Source organism: Pseudomonas sp. Root401, assembly GCF_001425105.1.
GTDB classification, from domain to species: Bacteria; Pseudomonadota; Gammaproteobacteria; order Pseudomonadales; family Pseudomonadaceae; genus Aquipseudomonas; species Aquipseudomonas brassicacearum.
The window spans coordinates 115,186-132,123 of record NZ_LMDO01000004.1 but is presented as its reverse complement, the minus strand read 5'-3'; the positions used below and the strand labels follow the sequence as shown (position 1 = coordinate 132,123).

The following is a 16,938-nucleotide window of genomic DNA, read 5'->3' as shown; positions in this document are numbered from 1 at the left end:
GAGTGGCGGGCCCGCGTTAAAGTTATGCAGCGCTCAGTCGACATAAAGGCTAGAGCAATCCTTTTTCAGTGTTATCTGTTACGAGGTAGAAACATGAACCCCATGAGAGCCCTTCGTCAGTATCAGAAGGTCAATTCCCATGCCCAGATTTCTGAAGCCAGTCCTCATCGCCTGGTGCAGATGTTGATGGAGGGCGGACTGGATCGCATGGCTCAGGCCAAGGGCGCCTTGGAGCGGGGCGATGTCGCGCTCAAGGGGTTGCTGTTGGGTAAGGCTGTCGACATCATCATCGGCCTGCGGGATGGCCTGAATCCGGAAAAAACCGAAGATCCGGCGTCCCTCCAGCAACTCGACAACTTGTACGCTTACATGATGACGCGCCTGATGGAAGCCAACCGCAATAACGACGTCGCAATCATCGATGAAGTCTCGGGTTTGCTCGATACCCTGAAAAGTGGTTGGGATGCAATTGCCGATCATGCGACTGCCAATCAATAGACCGGTAGGTCTGAGGATGCCGTAATGAGTCAAGCACTGCAGCGAATCGAACAAACCCGTGATGCCCTGGTCGATGCCCTGGCCGAGCGTAACTGGGAGGCGATCAGTCAATTGGACATGACGTGCCGTTCCTGCATGGAAGACGTCCTGAGCGAGTCCCAAGTGGATGAGGCGGCGTTGCGGACCAATCTTGAGGCGTTGCTAGGGGTGTATCGGCAATTGCTGGAGGCGGCGACGGGAGAGCGTCAGGCGATTGTCGACGAGATGCAACAGATCCATCAAGCACAGAACGCGGCAAAGGTTTACCATCTGTTCGGTTAATGCTCAGTTAATCCGAGCCGTTGCGCCATAAATTTGACTGTGCGCGGTTTTTTGACTTAACTAGTAGCTGTTTACAGATTTAAGGCGTCTACAGGCATGACAAGTCTGCAAGCGTCTAGCTTGCCCCCTAATTTCGGGCATTGGGTTGACTAGGGAAGTTGCTATTGCATGTGGCGTGAAACCAAAATTCTCCTGATCGATGACGATAGCGTCCGCCGCCGCGACTTGGCGGTGATCCTGAATTTTCTCGGCGAAGAAAATTTACCCTGCGGAAGCCATGATTGGCAGCAGGCTGTCGGCGCATTGTCGTCCAGTCGTGAGGTCATCTGTGTCCTTATCGGGACCGTAAATGCTCCCGCAACGCTTTTGGGCTTGCTAAAGACACTCTCAACCTGGGATGAGTTCCTTCCGGTTTTGTTAATGGGCGAAAATTCTTCCCTTGACCTGCCTGAAGACCAGCGCCGCCGGGTACTTTCCACCCTCGAAATGCCGCCCAGCTACAGCAAGCTGCTTGATTCGCTGCACCGCGCGCAGGTTTATCGCGAGATGTACGACCAGGCCCGCGAGCGCGGCAGGCATCGCGAACCCAACCTTTTCCGCAGCCTTGTCGGCACCAGCCGGGCGATCCAGCACGTGCGCCAGATGATGCAGCAGGTGGCCGATACCGACGCCAGCGTGCTGATCCTGGGCGAGTCGGGCACCGGCAAGGAAGTGGTTGCGCGCAATCTGCATTACCACTCCAAGCGCCGCGAAGCGCCGTTCGTGCCAGTCAACTGTGGCGCGATCCCGGCCGAGTTGCTGGAAAGCGAGCTGTTTGGCCATGAGAAGGGCGCCTTTACCGGCGCGATCACCAGTCGCGCCGGGCGTTTCGAACTGGCCAATGGCGGTACGCTGTTCCTCGACGAAATCGGTGACATGCCGCTGCCGATGCAGGTCAAGCTGTTGCGGGTCCTGCAGGAGCGCACCTTCGAACGCGTGGGCAGCAACAAGACCCAGAGCGTCGATGTGCGCATCATTGCCGCCACGCACAAGAATCTCGAGAGCATGATCGAGGTTGGCAGTTTCCGCGAAGACCTCTATTACCGCCTCAACGTTTTCCCGATCGAAATGGCGCCGCTGCGCGAGCGCGTCGAAGACATTCCGTTGCTGATGAACGAACTGATCTCGCGCATGGAGCACGAAAAGCGCGGTTCGATCCGCTTCAACTCGGCAGCGATCATGTCCCTGTGCCGCCATGGCTGGCCGGGCAACGTCCGTGAGCTGGCCAACCTGGTGGAGCGCATGGCGATCATGCACCCGTACGGGGTGATCGGCGTGAACGAACTGCCGAAGAAATTCCGCTACGTCGACGACGAAGACGAGCAAATGGTCGACAGCCTGCGCAGCGATCTGGAGGAGCGGGTGGCAATCAACGGCCATACGCCGGATTTCACCGCCAATGCCTTGTTGCCACCGGAAGGCCTGGATCTCAAGGATTACCTGGGAGGCCTGGAGCAAGGGCTGATCCAGCAGGCGCTGGACGATGCCAATGGTATCGTGGCCCGCGCGGCAGAACGCCTGCGCATCCGACGCACCACCCTGGTGGAGAAGATGCGCAAGTACGGCATGAGCCGTCGCGACGGAGATGAACAGGCGGATGATTGACGCCTGTTTTCCAACCGCCTGATTTTCAGGCGGTTTTTTTTCGGCACGGGTATTGCTATAGCCCTCGCAACGTTCCGTTTAACTGACGGTCAGCCAAGCGAGAGAGCACGATGACCCAAGCCGCCCAGATGTCTCCTGTCCCCGAGCCGGGACACATGCCGTCCGCCGAGCAGGCAAGCCGGCTTGGACTTGAGCAGGCATTTTCGCTGTTCAACCAGATGTCCAGCCAACTAACTGATTCCTACAGCCTGCTCGAAGCCCGGGTCACCGAGCTCAAGGGTGAGCTGGCCGTGGTCAGCGCCCAGCGCATGCAGGAGCTGGCGGAAAAGGAACGCCTGGCCAATCGTCTGCAAAATCTCCTCGATCTGTTGCCCGGTGGCGTTATCGTCATCGACGCCCACGGCCGTGTGCGCGAAGCCAACCCCGCGGCTTGCGAGTTGCTCGGCCTGCCGTTGGAAGGCGAGCTGTGGCGGCATGTCATCGCCCGCTGCTTTGCGCCCCGCGAAGACGACGGTCATGAGGTGTCCCTCAAGGACGGTCGGCGCCTGTCCATCTCGACGCGCTCGCTGGATGCCGAGCCGGGACAGTTGGTGCTGCTCAATGACTTGACTGAAACCCGTCACTTGCAAGACCAGCTGGCTCGCCATGAGCGCCTGTCTTCATTGGGGCGGATGGTGGCGTCGCTGGCCCATCAGATTCGTACACCACTTTCTGCCGCGCTGCTCTATGCCAGTCATTTGACTGAACAGCAATTGCCGATGGAAACCCAGCAACGGTTCGCCGGACGCTTGAAAGAGCGGCTGCACGAACTGGAGCACCAGGTGCGCGACATGCTGGTATTCGCTCGCGGCGAGCTGCCGTTGACCGACCGTGTCACGCCCAAGGCCTTGCTGCAATCACTGCAGGCCGCGGCGTTCACCCATGTGCAGGAGCTGCCGATCCGCTGGCAGTGCGACAGTCACGTGGGTGAAGTGTTGTGTAACCGCGACACGTTGGTAGGCGCGGTGTTGAACCTCATCGAAAACGCGATCCAGGCCAGCGGCGGCGATGTCCAGCTGAAAGTGCACTTATATACGCGCGATCACACCTTGCGCCTGTGTGTCAGCGACAACGGCAGTGGTATCGCGCCGGCCGTGCTGGCGCGCTTGGGCGAGCCATTCTTCACCACCAAGACCACGGGCACCGGCCTGGGCCTGACCGTGGTCAAGGCCGTGGCACGTGCCCATCAGGGAGAATTGCAACTGCGCTCGCGGCTGGGCCGTGGCACCTGTGCGACGGTGTGCTTGCCGCTGTTTTCCAATGCGCCAGGGGTGGAGTGAAAGCAATGGCGATCAAGGTGTTACTGGTTGAGGATGACCGGGCCCTGCGCGAGGCGCTGGCCGATACGCTGGTGCTGGCCGGGCACGACTACGCCGCTGTCGGTTCGGCGGAAGAAGCGCTGCTGGCGGTGGGTCGCGAAGCGTTCAGCCTGGTGGTCAGTGACGTCAATATGCCGGGCATGGATGGCCATCAGTTGCTCGGCCTGTTGCGCGCCCGTCAGCCGCAATTGCCGGTCTTGCTGATGACCGCTCACGGCGCCGTCGAGCGCGCGGTGGATGCCATGCGCCAGGGCGCCGCGGATTACCTGGTCAAGCCGTTCGAGCCAAAAGCGCTGCTGGACCTGGTCGCGCGTCATGCCTTGGGCAGCCTCGCGGTCGAGGGCGAAGGCCCGGTGGCCATTGAACCGGCCAGTGCGCAGCTGCTGGAATTGGCCGCGCGGGTGGCACGCAGTGATTCAACCGTGTTGATTTCTGGCGAGTCCGGTACGGGCAAGGAAGTGCTGGCGCGCTATATCCATCAACAGTCCCGGCGCGCCAGCGAACCGTTCATTGCGATCAATTGCGCGGCGATTCCTGACAACATGCTCGAGGCGACACTGTTCGGTCACGAGAAGGGTTCGTTCACGGGGGCCATCGCGGCCCAGGCTGGCAAGTTCGAGCAGGCCGACGGCGGCACGATCCTGCTCGATGAAATTTCCGAAATGCCGATGGGCCTGCAGGCCAAGCTGTTGCGGGTCTTGCAGGAGCGGGAAGTGGAACGGGTCGGTGCGCGCAAGCCCATCAGCCTGGATATCCGCGTGGTGGCAACCACCAACCGCGACCTGGCCGGCGAAGTGGCGGCGGGGCGGTTTCGTGAGGACCTCTATTACCGCCTGTCGGTATTCCCGCTGGCCTGGCGTCCGTTGCGCGAGCGCACCGCCGATATCCTGCCGCTGGCCGAGCGTCTGCTGAATAAACACGTCAATAAAATGAAGCACGCGGCTGCACGGTTTTCAGCGCAGGCTCAAGCCTGCCTGATTGCCTACCCATGGCCGGGAAATGTCCGAGAGCTCGATAACGCCATTCAGCGGGCCTTGATCCTGCAGCAGGGCGGCTTGATCCAGCCGGAGGATTTCTGTCTGGCCGGCCCGGTGGCCTGCGCGCCATTGCCTGCGCTGTCGCCAGTACCAGCAGCGGCCTTTGCGCCTGCGGTGGAAGTGGAGGGCGAGTCGGCCGGCGCCTTGGGCGACGATCTGCGTCGTCGCGAGTTCCAGATGATCATCGACACCCTGCGCGCCGAGCGCGGTCGTCGCAAGGAGGCGGCCGAACGCCTGGGGATCAGCCCGCGCACCCTGCGCTACAAACTGGCGCAAATGCGCGATGCCGGCATGGATGTCGAGGCTTATCTGTTCGCCAGTTGAATTATTGATCCAAGGAGTTGCACCGCTAACTCCTGTGGGAGCGAGCCTGCTCGCGAAGGCGATGATTCAGGCGATGTAGATGTTGACTGGCAGACCGCTATCGCGAGCAGGCTCGCTCCCACAGGAGTCAGGATGGGCTCGTGCGCGCATTTGTTTTTTGCGGCCATGGAGCTGGCACCCTTGTTGCTAATACCTGAGTACCCGCTGAGTAAGTGTCAAAAAAATGCGGGCCGCCAGAGAGAGTAGACCATGAGCCAAGGTATTGAATTTAATCGGTTGATGTTGGACATGCGGGCCATGCAAATGGACGCCATGGCCCAGCCTAAATCGGTCGCGGTCCCCCAGGTGGGTGGCAGCAGCTTTTCCGACATGCTCGGTCAGGCCGTCAATAAAGTGAACGATACCCAGCAGGCATCGAACCAGTTGGCCAGTGCTTTCGAGATTGGCAAAAGTGGCGTCGACCTGACGGACGTGATGATCTCCTCGCAGAAAGCCAGTGTCTCGTTTCAGGCGTTGACCCAGGTTCGCAACAAACTGGTTCAAGCCTACCAAGACATCATGCAGATGCCGGTTTAAGGAAATTATTGAGTCATGGCAGAAGCAGCCGTTGATAACGTTCCGGCCAAGGCCACTCCGGTAGACGGCAAACCGCCGCTGTTCGGTCTGTCCTTCCTGGAAAATCTCTCCGAGATGACCATGCTGCGTCAGGTGGGCCTGTTGGTCGGCCTGGCTGCCAGCGTGGCGATTGGTTTTGCCGTGGTGCTGTGGTCCCAGCAGCCGGACTACCGGCCGCTGTATGGCAGCCTGGCGGGTATGGACGCCAAGCAAGTCATGGAAACGCTGGCTTCCGCCGACATTCCTTACACCGTCGAACCCAATTCCGGCGCGTTGCTGGTCAAGGCCGATGACGTTGCCCGTGCGCGCCTCAAACTCGCAGCCGCTGGCGTGACGCCTACCGATGGCAACATCGGTTTCGAGATCCTCGACAAGGACCAGGGCCTGGGCACTAGCCAGTTCATGGAAGCGACTCGTTATCGTCGCGGCCTGGAAGGTGAGCTGGCGAGGACCATTTCCAGCCTGAACAATGTCAAGGGCGCCCGCGTGCACCTGGCGATCCCGAAAAGCTCGGTGTTTGTGCGCGATGAGCGCAAGCCCAGCGCTTCGGTATTGGTCGAGCTGTATTCGGGCCGCTCCCTGGAGCCAGGCCAGGTCGTTGCCATCGTCAATCTGGTGGCGACCAGCGTACCTGAGCTGAGCAAGTCGCAGATCACGGTGGTCGACCAGAAAGGCAACCTGCTGTCCGATCAGGCGGAAAACTCCGAACTGACCATGGCCGGCAAGCAATTCGATTACAGCCGTCGCATGGAAGGCATGCTGACCCAGCGGGTGCACAATATCCTGCAACCGATCCTGGGTAACGATCGCTACAAGGCCGAAGTGTCGGCCGATGTCGACTTCAGTGCCGTCGAGTCCACTTCCGAGCAGTTCAACCCCGATCAACCGGCGTTGCGCAGCGAGCAGTCGGTCAATGAACAACGTACCGCCAGCAATGGCCCGCAAGGCGTACCGGGTGCCCTGAGCAACCAGCCGCCGTCGCCGGCCAGCGCGCCGCAGACCACCGGTGGCGCCACGGCGGCCGCCGGCATGGTGCAGCCAGGCCAGCCGCTGATCGATGCCAATGGCCAGCAGATCATGGACCCGGCCACCGGCCAGCCGATGTTGGCGCCGTACCCGGCCGACAAGCGTCAGCAGTCGACCAAGAACTTCGAGCTCGACCGTTCCATCAGCCACACGAAGCAACAACAGGGTCGTTTGAATCGCCTGTCGGTCGCCGTGGTGGTGGACGATCAGGTCAAGGTCAACGCGGCCAACGGCGAAACCAGTCGTGCGCCATGGAGCGCCGACGAATTGGCGCGCTTTACTCGCCTGGTGCAGGACGCCGTCGGTTTCGACGCCAGCCGCGGCGACAGCGTCAGCGTGATCAACGTGCCGTTCTCCCTGGAGCGCGGTGAAGTGGTCGCCGATATTCCGTTTTATTCGCAACCCTGGTTCTGGGATGTGGTCAAGCAAGTACTGGGTGTGCTGTTTATCCTGGTGCTGGTGTTTGGCGTGCTGCGTCCGGTGCTCAACAACATCACCGGTGGCGGCAAGAACAAGCAGTTGGCAGGCTTGGGTGATGTCGAGCTGGGAGGCATGGGCGGCCTGGATGGCGAATTGGCCAACGATCGCGTCAGCCTCGGCGGGCCGCAGAGCATTCTGCTGCCAAGCCCGAGCGAAGGCTATGACGCTCAGTTGAACGCCATCAAGAGTCTGGTGGCAGAAGATCCGGGTCGTGTGGCCCAGGTCGTGAAAGAGTGGATTAACGCAGATGAGTGATAATCGAGCCGCTGTTGCCAAATTGTCCCGGGTCGACAAAGCCGCGATCCTGCTGCTGTCCCTGGGTTCGACCGACGCTGCCCAAGTGCTGCGCCACATGGGGCCCAAGGAGGTCCAGCGTGTGGGCGTGGCCATGGCACAAATGGGCAACGTGCACCGTGAGCAGGTCGAGCAGGTGATGAGTGAGTTCGTCGACATCGTCGGCGATCAGACCAGCCTGGGCGTCGGTTCCGACGACTATGTGCGCAAGATGCTCACCCAGGCACTGGGCGAGGACAAGGCCAACGGCCTGATCGACCGGATCCTGTTGGGCGGCAATACCAGCGGCCTGGACAGCCTCAAGTGGATGGAGCCGCGGGCGGTTGCCGACGTGATCCGTTACGAGCACCCGCAGATCCAGGCAATCGTGGTGGCTTACCTCGATCCGGACCAGGCCGGTGAAGTGCTGGGCAATTTCGACCACAAGGTGCGCCTGGACATCATCCTGCGGGTGTCTTCGCTCAACACCGTGCAGCCGGCGGCCCTGAAAGAATTGAACCAGATTCTCGAGAAGCAGTTCTCGGGCAACTCCAATGCCTCGCGCACCACCCTGGGTGGCATCAAGCGCGCGGCGGACATCATGAACTTCCTCGACAGTTCGATCGAAGGTCAGTTGATGGACTCGATCCGCGAGTTCGACGAAGACCTGTCCGGTCAGATCGAAGACCTCATGTTCGTGTTCAACAACCTGTCCGATGTCGACGATCGTGGTATCCAGGCGCTGTTGCGCGAAGTGTCGTCCGACGTGCTGGTACTGGCCCTCAAGGGGTCGGACGAAGGCGTCAAGGAAAAGATCTTCAAGAACATGTCCAAACGGGCGGCCGAACTGTTGCGCGACGATCTCGAGGCCAAGGGCCCGGTACGCGTCAGCGACGTGGAAACCGCACAGAAGGAAATCCTCACCATCGCCCGCCGCATGGCCGAAGCCGGGGAGATCGTTCTCGGTGGCAAGGGCGGCGAAGAGATGATCTAAGGTCGTTATGTCTGCCAAGAGTGATGAAGCACCCAGCGACCTGATCCGCGCCCGTGACGTCGGTGGTTTCGACGTCTGGTCGCTGCCCAGCTTCGACCCCCATGTTCCCGAGCCTGAGCCGGAACCGGTGGAAGAACTGCCGGAACCGGAGGAAGTGCCGCTGGAGGAAGTCCAGCCGCTGACCCTCGAGGAAGTCGAGAGCATTCGCCAGGAAGCCTACAACGAAGGCTTTGCCGTGGGTGAAAAGGAAGGCTTCCACAGCACCTCGCTCAAGGTCCGCCAGGAAGCCGATGTGGCGCTGACGGCCAAGCTCCGTGCCTTGGAATCGCTGATGCTCAATCTGTTCGACCCTATCGCCGAGCAGGACACCCAGATCGAGAAATCCCTGGTGGGGCTGGTGCAGCACATCGCCCGGCAAGTGATCCAGCGCGAACTGGCTATCGATTCGACTCAGATCGAACATGTCATGCGCGAAGCGCTCAAGTTGTTGCCATTGGGCGTGGGCAACGTGCGGCTGTACATCAATCCCCAGGACTTCGAGCTGGTCAAGGCCCTGCGCGAACGCCATGAGGAAACCTGGCGCATCGTCGAGGACGCTTCGCTGCTGCCCGGCGGCTGCCGTGTGGAAACCGAACACAGCCGCATCGACGCCACCGTTGAAACCCGCATCAGCCAGATCATGGCCAAATTGTTCGACCAGTTGCATGAACAGGCCCTGCATCCGGCCGCTCCCGATCTGAGCCTGGAGTTGCCGGACGAGCCCCTGATCGGCGCTGATGCCGCGCCGGCCGATGCTGGCTTGGATGTACCTGAATTGGACGCTTCTGCACTGGACAGCCGCGATGCGCCTTGAGCGAACCAGCTTCGCCAAGCGCCTGGGCAGCTACGCCGAGGCCAGCGAGCTGGCCGGCCAACCGATCCTGGAAGGCCGCCTGCTGCGCATGGTCGGCCTGACCCTCGAAGCCGAAGGTCTTCGTGCCGCCATGGGCAGCCGCTGCATGGTGATCAACGATGACAGCTATCACCCGGTGCAGGTCGAAGCCGAAGTCATGGGCTTCTCCGGCAGCAAGGTTTTCTTGATGCCGGTGGGCAGTGTCGCGGGCATCGCCCCGGGTGCGCGCGTGGTGCCCCTGGCCGACAACGGCCGCCTGCCCATGGGCATGAGCATGCTCGGGCGCGTGCTGGACGGGGCCGGACGGGCCCTGGACGGCAAGGGCGGCATGAAGGCTGAAGACTGGGTGCCGATGGACGGCCCGACGATCAACCCGCTCAAGCGCGACCCCATCAGCGTACCGCTGGACGTGGGCATCCGCTGCATCAACGGTTTATTGACGGTCGGTCGCGGCCAGCGCCTGGGCCTGTTTGCCGGTACCGGGGTGGGCAAGAGTGTGCTGCTGGGCATGATGACCCGCTTCACCGAAGCCGACATCATCGTGGTGGGGTTGATCGGCGAGCGGGGTCGTGAGGTGAAGGAATTCATCGAGCACATCCTCGGCGAGGAAGGGCTCAAGCGTTCGGTGGTGGTGGCTTCGCCAGCGGACGATGCGCCATTGATGCGCTTGCGGGCAGCCATGTACTGCACGCGCATTGCCGAGTACTTCCGCGACAAGGGCAAGAACGTCCTGCTGTTGATGGATTCGCTGACCCGTTTCGCCCAGGCCCAGCGGGAAATCGCCCTGGCCATCGGCGAGCCGCCGGCCACCAAGGGTTATCCGCCTTCGGTATTCGCCAAGCTGCCGAAACTGGTGGAGCGCGCCGGCAATGCGGAAAAGGGCGGCGGTTCGATCACTGCTTTCTATACCGTGCTGTCCGAAGGCGACGACCAGCAGGACCCCATCGCCGACTCGGCCCGGGGTGTACTCGACGGGCACATCGTGCTGTCCAGGCGCCTGGCCGAAGAAGGCCATTACCCGGCCATCGACATCGAGGCGTCCATCAGCCGGGTCATGCCGTCGGTGATCAGCGCCGAACACATGAAGCGCGCCCAGCAGTTCAAGCAGTACTGGTCGCGCTACCAGCAAAGCCGCGACCTGATCAGCGTCGGCGCCTATGTCCCTGGTGGTGACCGCGAGACCGACACCGCCATCAGTCTTTACCCGGCCATGGCCGTTTACCTGCGCCAGGGCCTGAACGACAACATCGGCATGGGCGCCAGCGAGGCGCATTTGCAGACTATTTTCGCCCCGGTCTCAGGCACTTAACCGGCCATGGCCACGAGTCGTGCGGCACGCCTGGCGCCAGTGGTGGACATGGCGGAAAAGGCCGAGAAGACCGCCGTCCAGCGACTGGCGTATTTTCAGGGCCAGGTCAAAGTCGCCGAAAGCAAACTGGCAGACCTCGAAAACTTTCGACTCGAATACCAGGAGCAGTGGATCGCCCGTGGCGCCCACGGGGTTTCCGGGCAGTGGTTGTTGGGTTACCAAGGATTCCTTGCGCAGTTGGGTACCGCTATCGACCAGCAGCGCCAGAGCCTGGTCTGGCACCAGAACAACCTGGAGAAGGCCCGCCAGAGCTGGCAAGAGGCGTTTGCCCGGGTCGAAGGGCTGCGCAAACTGGTGCAGCGCTATATTGATGAGGCCCGGCAACTGGAAGACAAGCGCGAACAGAAACTGCTCGATGAGTTGTCCCAGCGCCTGCCACGCCAGAATCCCTATTGATGCGAAACCGCGATTTTGTCGGCTGAATGAGGCAAAACCTTGCTCAGACCTTTACCAGATGCTACACCTTGTACACGTATGTCCATGACAAGGAAGCCGATCATGTCAGTTGTTACCGAAGTATCCCCCGATGGGCATAAGCTGACGATCTCGATCAAAGGTCGATTCGATTTCGGGCGGCATCAGGAGTTTCGTGAGTCCTATGAACGGCTCAACAAGAAACCTGACTCCATCGTGGTGGATTTGAAAGACGCCACTTATCTCGACAGTTCCGCCTTGGGCATGCTCCTGCTGTTGCGCGATCATGCCGGTGGCGATGCGTCGGATATCCGCGTTGTCAACAGCAGCAATGACGTCAAGAAAATCCTCGCGATCTCCAATTTCGACAAGCTGTTCGACATCAGTTGATCGCCATGCAATCGTCGTCGGAGTCGCTGACGGTCCTGATTGCCGAAGACAGTGCCGCTGATCGACTGCTGTTGTCGACCATCGTCCGCCGCCAGGGGCATCATGTTCTCACTGCGGCCGATGGCGCCGAAGCGGTCGACGTCTATCTGGAGCAGCGTCCGCACCTGGTGTTGATGGACGCGATGATGCCGGTGATGGACGGCTTCGAAGCCGCGCAGAAGATCAAGCAGTTGGCCGGGGACCAGTTGGTCCCGATCATTTTCCTCACCTCGTTGACTGAGGGCGAAGCCCTGGCACGTTGCGTGGAAGCGGGTGGCGATGATTTCCTGGCCAAACCCTACAACCAAGTGATCCTGGCGGCCAAGATCAAGGCCATGGATCGCTTGCGTCGGTTGCAGGCCACGGTGGTGGAGCAGCGTGACCAGATTGCCCGGCACCATGACTACTTGCTCAACGAGCAACGGGTCGCCAAGGCCGTGTTCGACAAGATCGCCCACTCCGGCTGCCTGAGCGCGCCGAACATCCGTTACTTGCAATCGCCTTATGCCTTGTTCAACGGTGACCTGCTGTTGGCAGCGTTCAATCCGGCCGGCGACATGCACGTCCTGCTGGGGGATTTCACCGGCCACGGTTTGCCCGCGGCGGTCGGCGCGATGCCGCTGGCCGAAGTGTTCTACGGGATGACCGCCAAGGGCTACGGCCTGGCGCAGATCCTGCGAGAGATGAATGCCAAGCTCAAGCGCATCCTGCCGGTGGACATGTTCTGTTGCGCGACGTTGTTATGCCTGAGCTTCCAGCGTTGCACGGTAGAGATCTGGAACGGCGGCATGCCCGATGGATACCTGCATGACAGCCTCAGCGGCGTGCGTACGCCATTGCCGGCGCGGCACCTGCCATTGGGCGTGCTCACACCTCAATTATTCGATGACCGCACCGAAGTGCATACCATGTCGCTGGGGGACCGGGTGTTCCTGTTGTCCGACGGCGTCATCGATACCACTGACGAAGACGAGCAACTGTTTGGCGTGGAACGGCTGCAACAGGTGTTCGCCGCCAACCGTGAACCCGACCTGCTGTTTGAAGACATCCAGCAGGCCTTGCGAGATTTTCGTGGTGAGTCGCGGGATGACTTCAGCATGGTCGAGTTGCGATTGGTCGCACCGACGCAACTCAATCCGCCGCCACCGGTCTATTCCGATAGCGGCCAGTCCAGCCCGCTGGATTGGTCGGTGAGCTTCGAGTTCCGGGCACAGACGCTAAAACGCTTCAACCCGATGCCCTACTTGCTGCAATTGCTGCTTGAGGTCCATGGGCTCAGGGTGCAGAGTGGCGCCCTTTACAGCGTCATGTCGGAGCTGTATTCCAATGCCCTGGATCATGGGGTACTGGGGCTCGACTCCAGCCTCAAGCGTGACGCGGCGGGTTTTGCCCGCTATTACCGGGAGCGCAATACGCGCCTGGATGAGCTGAGCGACGGTTACGTGCGGGTGCACTTGCATGTCTCGCCAAACGGTGAGGGTGGACGCCTGGCCATAGAGGTCGAGGACAGTGGCGAGGGCTTTGATGTCGCCAGGGTGATGGCGCGTCCTGTGGACACTGATCGGTTGTCGGGGCGCGGCGTGAGCCTGGTACGTCAGTTGAGCCACCAAGCCAGTTGGTCAGACGATGGTCGTAGTGCGCGCGTGGAATTTTTCTGGGAGGCTCCGGCATAATCGGCGCCATTCTTGATCAGGGAGCGAACAAGTGAACGAGATTCATCTGGACCGCGACGTGCTCAGCACGCTGAAGGAGGTCATGGAGGAGGGGTATCTGGAGTTGCTGGATACGTTTCTCAATGACTCGGAGGCTCGCTTGCGCGTGCTGCATGAGGCACGGGACGCTGAAAAACTGGGCGCCACGGCTCACAGCTTCAAGGGTAGCAGCAGCAACATGGGCGCTATCCGCCTGGCCGAGCTGTGTGGCGAACTGGAGCAGCGTGCCAAACAGCCGTCATTGGGCGGTATCGAGAAACTGGTCAACGAAATCGACAGTGAATTCGCTTATGTTCGCAAGCTTTGCAGGGAAGAGCGCGAAGGCTTTCACTGCTGAGATTTGAAGGTCGGGCAGACGTTGGCCCGTGCCTTGCATTGCCTAGTCTCGACTGTACCTATGATTCCAGTGCAGCGGAGACCTTCTTATGCCCGTTACCCCCAATACACTGCTTCAGGCCTCTGTCCAGGCCAAGCCCCAGGTCGCCGTCAATTCACCGGCAGCGGCCGCGGATCTCGGGGATAGAGCCTCCAGCTTCGCTCAAGTCTTCGCCAAGCAGGCGCCTGCCAAGGCCGCGGCGGCCCCTGAGCCACCGGTGAAATCGGCGCGCGACAACGCTTCCAGCAACACCGTCAAAAAAGACACCGGCAACCAGACCCCTGCCGCCTCGGAACCGACGGTTGCCGATAGCGGCAAACCCTTGCCCGCGGACAAACCGGCGAGCGCCGACGACAAGGCTGGCAGCGACGACAAGGCCACCCGCGACGACAACGCCGACTCGGCTGAAACGCCAGTGGCGGATGCTGCACCTGTCGATCCGAGTCTTGATCCAGGATTGCTGCCCGACATGACGGTGCCGGTGGCGACAATCGCACCGGAACCTGCGCCTGTGGTCACGTCCGAGGTTCAGGTCACCACGGCCATCGCGGCACCGGTTGCCTCGCTGGTCACGCCGGCCCAGGCTGCGGTTGCCCCGGAGGTCGATCCAGCCTTTGACCCTGAAGCCGACCCGCTCGACGCATTGCCAGCGCTGCGCTTGGCGATGGAGCAGGGCGGTCATGTTTCCGCCGCCAGCCAGGCCCAGCCCAAGGGGGCTGCCCCAACGTCGCCCGACGGTGAGCCGACTTCGGCGCAGACCTTCGCCGCCGGCATGGCGAGCATGCTCACCGTGCAGGCCGACCAGAACAGTACCGAGTCCGGCAGCCAGGGCGGCGACAAGGCATTCGGTGGCTTGATCAGCGAAGGCCTCAAGGACCTGGGCGCCGCTTCCAGTGACACTCGCGTGGACGATTTCGCCAACCGCCTGGCCGCGCTGACCCAGGCTGCTACGCCCAAGACCGCCAACGCGGTGCCGGTCAATCAACCTATCGCAATGAATCAGAGCGGTTGGACCGAGGAGGTGGTCAACCGGGTGATGTACCTGTCCAGCGTCAATCTCAAGGCGGCCGACATCCAGCTGCAACCCGCCGAACTCGGGCGCCTGGATATCCGAGTGAACATGGTTCCGGACCAGCAGACCCAGGTCACGTTCATGAGCGCCCACTCCGGCGTTCGCGAAGCCCTTGAAGGCCAGTTGCATCGCCTGCGGGACAGTTTTGCCCAGCAGGGCATGGGCCAGGTCGACGTCAGCGTGTCCGATCAATCCCGAGGCTCGCAGAATCAGGAACAGCAGGCCCAGCAACAAGCCCAGGCCGGGCGCACGACCTCGTCCGGTGGGCGAGTGGACTCGGTGGATGAGCACCTGCCGGCCAGCGTTGCTGAAGTGGCGGCCAGTACCACCAGCGTCATCGGCAGCAGCGCGGTCGACTACTACGCCTGACGCCTCAACCCCCTCTGTGGGAGCGAGCTTGCTCGCGATAGCGGATTGTCAGTCACCCTTGTAGGTGACTGATCCACTGCTATCGCGAGCAAGCTCGCTCCCACATTGCTTTTTGGGGGATCAAGGAATGCATCCGGCCCGCCATCTCTCTTGCCACTTCTGGCATAACACTTGCTCCAGCCTTGCCGTGCAACAGTGAAAACCCCGATTAGTGACGGATTATTGGCATGGCGAAGAGTGAAGCAGCAGCTGTAAAAGACCCTGCAACCAAAGGCAAACTCAAGCTGATCATCATGATCGTGGTGGGTTTGCTCCTGGCGATCGGTGTGTCCGTGGGCGCGACCTGGTATTTCATGCACAGCGCTCAAAGCAAGCCGGCCGTCGCGGTCGAAGCTGCGCCAGTGGGCAAGCAGCCGGCGATTTTCGAACCGATGGCGCCAGCCTTCGTGGCCAACTACACCCAGAACGGTCGTCAACGCTACATGCAGGTGAGCATTACCCTGCTGGGTCGCAACCAGGCTGATCTGGAGGCGCTGCGGGTGCATATGCCACTGATCCGCAATAACCTGGTGATGCTGTTCTCCGGACAGAATTTCGACACCCTGGCCACTCCGGTCGGCCAGGAAATGTTGCGTCAGAAAGCCACGGCCAGCGTGCAGGAAGTCGCTCAGAAAGAGCTTGGCAAAGTGGTGATCGAACAGTTGCTCTTCACTAACTTCGTATTGCAGTAGGAACACGACATGGCCGTGCAGGACCTGCTGTCCCAGGACGAAATCGATGCGCTGTTGCATGGTGTCGACGACGGTCTGGTACAGACCGAAAACGCTGCTGAACCGGGCAGCGTCAAAAGCTACGACCTGACCAGCCAGGATCGCATCGTTCGCGGACGCATGCCGACCCTGGAAATGATCAACGAACGTTTTGCCCGTTACACCCGCATCAGCATGTTCAACATGCTGCGCCGCTCGGCCGACGTGGCCGTCGGTGGCGTGCAGGTGATGAAGTTCGGTGAGTACGTGCATTCGCTGTACGTGCCCACCAGCCTCAATCTGGTGAAGATCAAGCCGTTGCGCGGCACCGCGTTGTTCATCCTGGACGCCAAGTTGGTGTTCAAGCTGGTGGACAACTTCTTCGGTGGTGACGGCCGTCACGCCAAGATCGAAGGTCGGGAATTCACCCCGACCGAGCTGCGGGTCGTGCGCATGGTGCTGGAGCAGGCCTTCGTCGACTTGAAGGAAGCCTGGCAGGCGATCATGGAAGTGAACTTCGAGTACATCAACTCGGAAGTGAACCCGGCCATGGCCAACATTGTCGGCCCAAGCGAGGCCATTGTGGTCTCGACTTTCCACATCGAGCTCGATGGTGGTGGTGGCGACCTGCACGTGACCATGCCGTACTCGATGATCGAGCCGGTGCGTGAAATGCTCGACGCCGGTTTCCAGTCGGACCTCGACGACCAGGACGAACGCTGGATCAACGCGCTGCGCCAGGACGTGCTGGATGTCGACGTGCCGATCGGCGCTACGGTCGCCCGGCGGCAACTGCGTCTGCGGGACATCCTGCACATGCAACCGGGGGACATTATCCCCGTCGAGATGCCGGAAGACATGGTCATGCGCGCCAATGGCGTGCCGGCCTTCAAGGTCAAGATGGGCTCTCACAAAGGCAACCTGGCGTTGCAGGTGATCGAGCCGATCGAACGCCGCTGAGCGGTGTCGAATTTTTAAGTTTGCGT

General features: G+C 61.1%; 17 protein-coding genes. All 17 read left to right on the top strand.

The genetic code is table 11. The features are described 5' to 3' along the window. Window positions 1-93 precede the first annotated feature (93 nt). A complete protein-coding gene (gene fliS, locus ASC85_RS05240) occupies window positions 94-498 on the top strand; it encodes a flagellar export chaperone FliS (RefSeq protein WP_038858644.1) in 405 nt (134 codons plus the stop codon). Window positions 499-522: 24 nt separating this feature from the next. Next, window positions 523-819: a hypothetical protein gene (locus ASC85_RS05235; protein ID WP_057448526.1), complete on the top strand. Its 297-nt coding sequence runs from the start codon at window positions 523-525 to the stop codon at window positions 817-819. A gap of 168 nt (window positions 820-987) precedes the next feature. Next, window positions 988-2,463 carry a sigma-54 dependent transcriptional regulator gene (locus ASC85_RS05230; protein ID WP_057448525.1) on the top strand — a complete coding sequence of 492 codons (1,476 nt, stop codon included), beginning with the start codon at window positions 988-990 and terminating at the stop codon, window positions 2,461-2,463. Between the two features lie 110 nt (window positions 2,464-2,573). Further along, complete coding sequence (locus ASC85_RS05225) at window positions 2,574-3,782, top strand: sensor histidine kinase (RefSeq protein ID WP_057448524.1); 1,209 nt, start codon at window positions 2,574-2,576, stop codon at window positions 3,780-3,782. A 5-nt stretch (window positions 3,783-3,787) separates the two neighbouring features. Next, complete coding sequence (locus ASC85_RS05220; protein WP_057448523.1) at window positions 3,788-5,182, top strand: sigma-54-dependent transcriptional regulator; 1,395 nt, start codon at window positions 3,788-3,790, stop codon at window positions 5,180-5,182. A 249-nt stretch (window positions 5,183-5,431) separates the two neighbouring features. Continuing rightward, complete coding sequence (gene fliE / locus ASC85_RS05215; protein ID WP_003199082.1) at window positions 5,432-5,758, top strand: flagellar hook-basal body complex protein FliE; 327 nt, start codon at window positions 5,432-5,434, stop codon at window positions 5,756-5,758. A 15-nt stretch (window positions 5,759-5,773) separates the two neighbouring features. Further along, window positions 5,774-7,558 carry a flagellar basal-body MS-ring/collar protein FliF gene (gene fliF, locus ASC85_RS05210; RefSeq protein WP_057448522.1) on the top strand — a complete coding sequence of 595 codons (1,785 nt, stop codon included), beginning with the start codon at window positions 5,774-5,776 and terminating at the stop codon, window positions 7,556-7,558. After that, window positions 7,551-8,570, top strand: coding sequence for a flagellar motor switch protein FliG (gene fliG / locus ASC85_RS05205; protein ID WP_003199086.1), 1,020 nt, complete (start codon window positions 7,551-7,553; stop codon window positions 8,568-8,570). The genes fliF and fliG overlap by 8 nt, the downstream gene beginning before the upstream one ends. Window positions 8,571-8,577: 7 nt before the next feature. After that, complete coding sequence (gene fliH, locus ASC85_RS05200) at window positions 8,578-9,423, top strand: flagellar assembly protein FliH (RefSeq protein WP_057448521.1); 846 nt, start codon at window positions 8,578-8,580, stop codon at window positions 9,421-9,423. After that, window positions 9,413-10,771 carry a flagellar protein export ATPase FliI gene (gene fliI, locus ASC85_RS05195; RefSeq protein WP_057448520.1) on the top strand — a complete coding sequence of 453 codons (1,359 nt, stop codon included), beginning with the start codon at window positions 9,413-9,415 and terminating at the stop codon, window positions 10,769-10,771. Before fliH ends, fliI begins: the two co-directional genes overlap by 11 nt. A gap of 6 nt (window positions 10,772-10,777) precedes the next feature. Then, window positions 10,778-11,227, top strand: coding sequence for a flagellar export protein FliJ (gene fliJ / locus ASC85_RS05190; protein WP_003199091.1), 450 nt, complete (start codon window positions 10,778-10,780; stop codon window positions 11,225-11,227). Between the two features lie 102 nt (window positions 11,228-11,329). Then, window positions 11,330-11,635 carry an STAS domain-containing protein gene (locus tag ASC85_RS05185; RefSeq protein ID WP_003199093.1) on the top strand — a complete coding sequence of 102 codons (306 nt, stop codon included), beginning with the start codon at window positions 11,330-11,332 and terminating at the stop codon, window positions 11,633-11,635. A 5-nt stretch (window positions 11,636-11,640) separates the two neighbouring features. After that, the gene (locus tag ASC85_RS05180) at window positions 11,641-13,347 is read left to right on the top strand and encodes an ATP-binding SpoIIE family protein phosphatase (protein ID WP_057448519.1); all 1,707 of its coding nucleotides are present in this window, start codon (window positions 11,641-11,643) and stop codon (window positions 13,345-13,347) included. A gap of 31 nt (window positions 13,348-13,378) precedes the next feature. Continuing rightward, window positions 13,379-13,723, top strand: coding sequence for an Hpt domain-containing protein (locus ASC85_RS05175; protein ID WP_057448518.1), 345 nt, complete (start codon window positions 13,379-13,381; stop codon window positions 13,721-13,723). A gap of 88 nt (window positions 13,724-13,811) precedes the next feature. After that, the gene (locus ASC85_RS05170) at window positions 13,812-15,203 is read left to right on the top strand and encodes a flagellar hook-length control protein FliK (protein ID WP_057448517.1); all 1,392 of its coding nucleotides are present in this window, start codon (window positions 13,812-13,814) and stop codon (window positions 15,201-15,203) included. A 227-nt stretch (window positions 15,204-15,430) separates the two neighbouring features. Next, window positions 15,431-15,934 carry a flagellar basal body-associated protein FliL gene (gene fliL / locus ASC85_RS05165; protein WP_013692537.1) on the top strand — a complete coding sequence of 168 codons (504 nt, stop codon included), beginning with the start codon at window positions 15,431-15,433 and terminating at the stop codon, window positions 15,932-15,934. A gap of 9 nt (window positions 15,935-15,943) precedes the next feature. Further along, window positions 15,944-16,912, top strand: coding sequence for a flagellar motor switch protein FliM (fliM, locus tag ASC85_RS05160; RefSeq protein WP_003199105.1), 969 nt, complete (start codon window positions 15,944-15,946; stop codon window positions 16,910-16,912). Window positions 16,913-16,938 lie beyond the last annotated feature (26 nt).

Excerpts from the sequence above, each read along its gene's own strand:
- fliL (WP_013692537.1), top strand. The coding sequence starts at position 15,431 with ATGGCGAAGAGTGAAGCAGCAGCTGTAAAAGACCCTGCAACCAAAGGC.
- fliM (WP_003199105.1), top strand. The coding sequence starts at position 15,944 with ATGGCCGTGCAGGACCTGCTGTCCCAGGACGAAATCGATGCGCTGTTG.
- fliI (WP_057448520.1), top strand. The coding sequence starts at position 9,413 with ATGCGCCTTGAGCGAACCAGCTTCGCCAAGCGCCTGGGCAGCTACGCC.
- fliS (WP_038858644.1), top strand. The coding sequence starts at position 94 with ATGAACCCCATGAGAGCCCTTCGTCAGTATCAGAAGGTCAATTCCCAT.
- fliG (WP_003199086.1), top strand. The coding sequence starts at position 7,551 with ATGAGTGATAATCGAGCCGCTGTTGCCAAATTGTCCCGGGTCGACAAA.
- ASC85_RS05180 (WP_057448519.1), top strand. The coding sequence starts at position 11,641 with ATGCAATCGTCGTCGGAGTCGCTGACGGTCCTGATTGCCGAAGACAGT.
- ASC85_RS05235 (WP_057448526.1), top strand. The coding sequence starts at position 523 with ATGAGTCAAGCACTGCAGCGAATCGAACAAACCCGTGATGCCCTGGTC.
- ASC85_RS05220 (WP_057448523.1), top strand. The coding sequence starts at position 3,788 with ATGGCGATCAAGGTGTTACTGGTTGAGGATGACCGGGCCCTGCGCGAG.
- fliH (WP_057448521.1), top strand. The coding sequence starts at position 8,578 with ATGTCTGCCAAGAGTGATGAAGCACCCAGCGACCTGATCCGCGCCCGT.
- fliE (WP_003199082.1), top strand. The coding sequence starts at position 5,432 with ATGAGCCAAGGTATTGAATTTAATCGGTTGATGTTGGACATGCGGGCC.
- ASC85_RS05170 (WP_057448517.1), top strand. The coding sequence starts at position 13,812 with ATGCCCGTTACCCCCAATACACTGCTTCAGGCCTCTGTCCAGGCCAAG.
- fliF (WP_057448522.1), top strand. The coding sequence starts at position 5,774 with ATGGCAGAAGCAGCCGTTGATAACGTTCCGGCCAAGGCCACTCCGGTA.
- ASC85_RS05225 (WP_057448524.1), top strand. The coding sequence starts at position 2,574 with ATGACCCAAGCCGCCCAGATGTCTCCTGTCCCCGAGCCGGGACACATG.
- ASC85_RS05185 (WP_003199093.1), top strand. The coding sequence starts at position 11,330 with ATGTCAGTTGTTACCGAAGTATCCCCCGATGGGCATAAGCTGACGATC.
- ASC85_RS05230 (WP_057448525.1), top strand. The coding sequence starts at position 988 with ATGTGGCGTGAAACCAAAATTCTCCTGATCGATGACGATAGCGTCCGC.
- fliJ (WP_003199091.1), top strand. The coding sequence starts at position 10,778 with ATGGCCACGAGTCGTGCGGCACGCCTGGCGCCAGTGGTGGACATGGCG.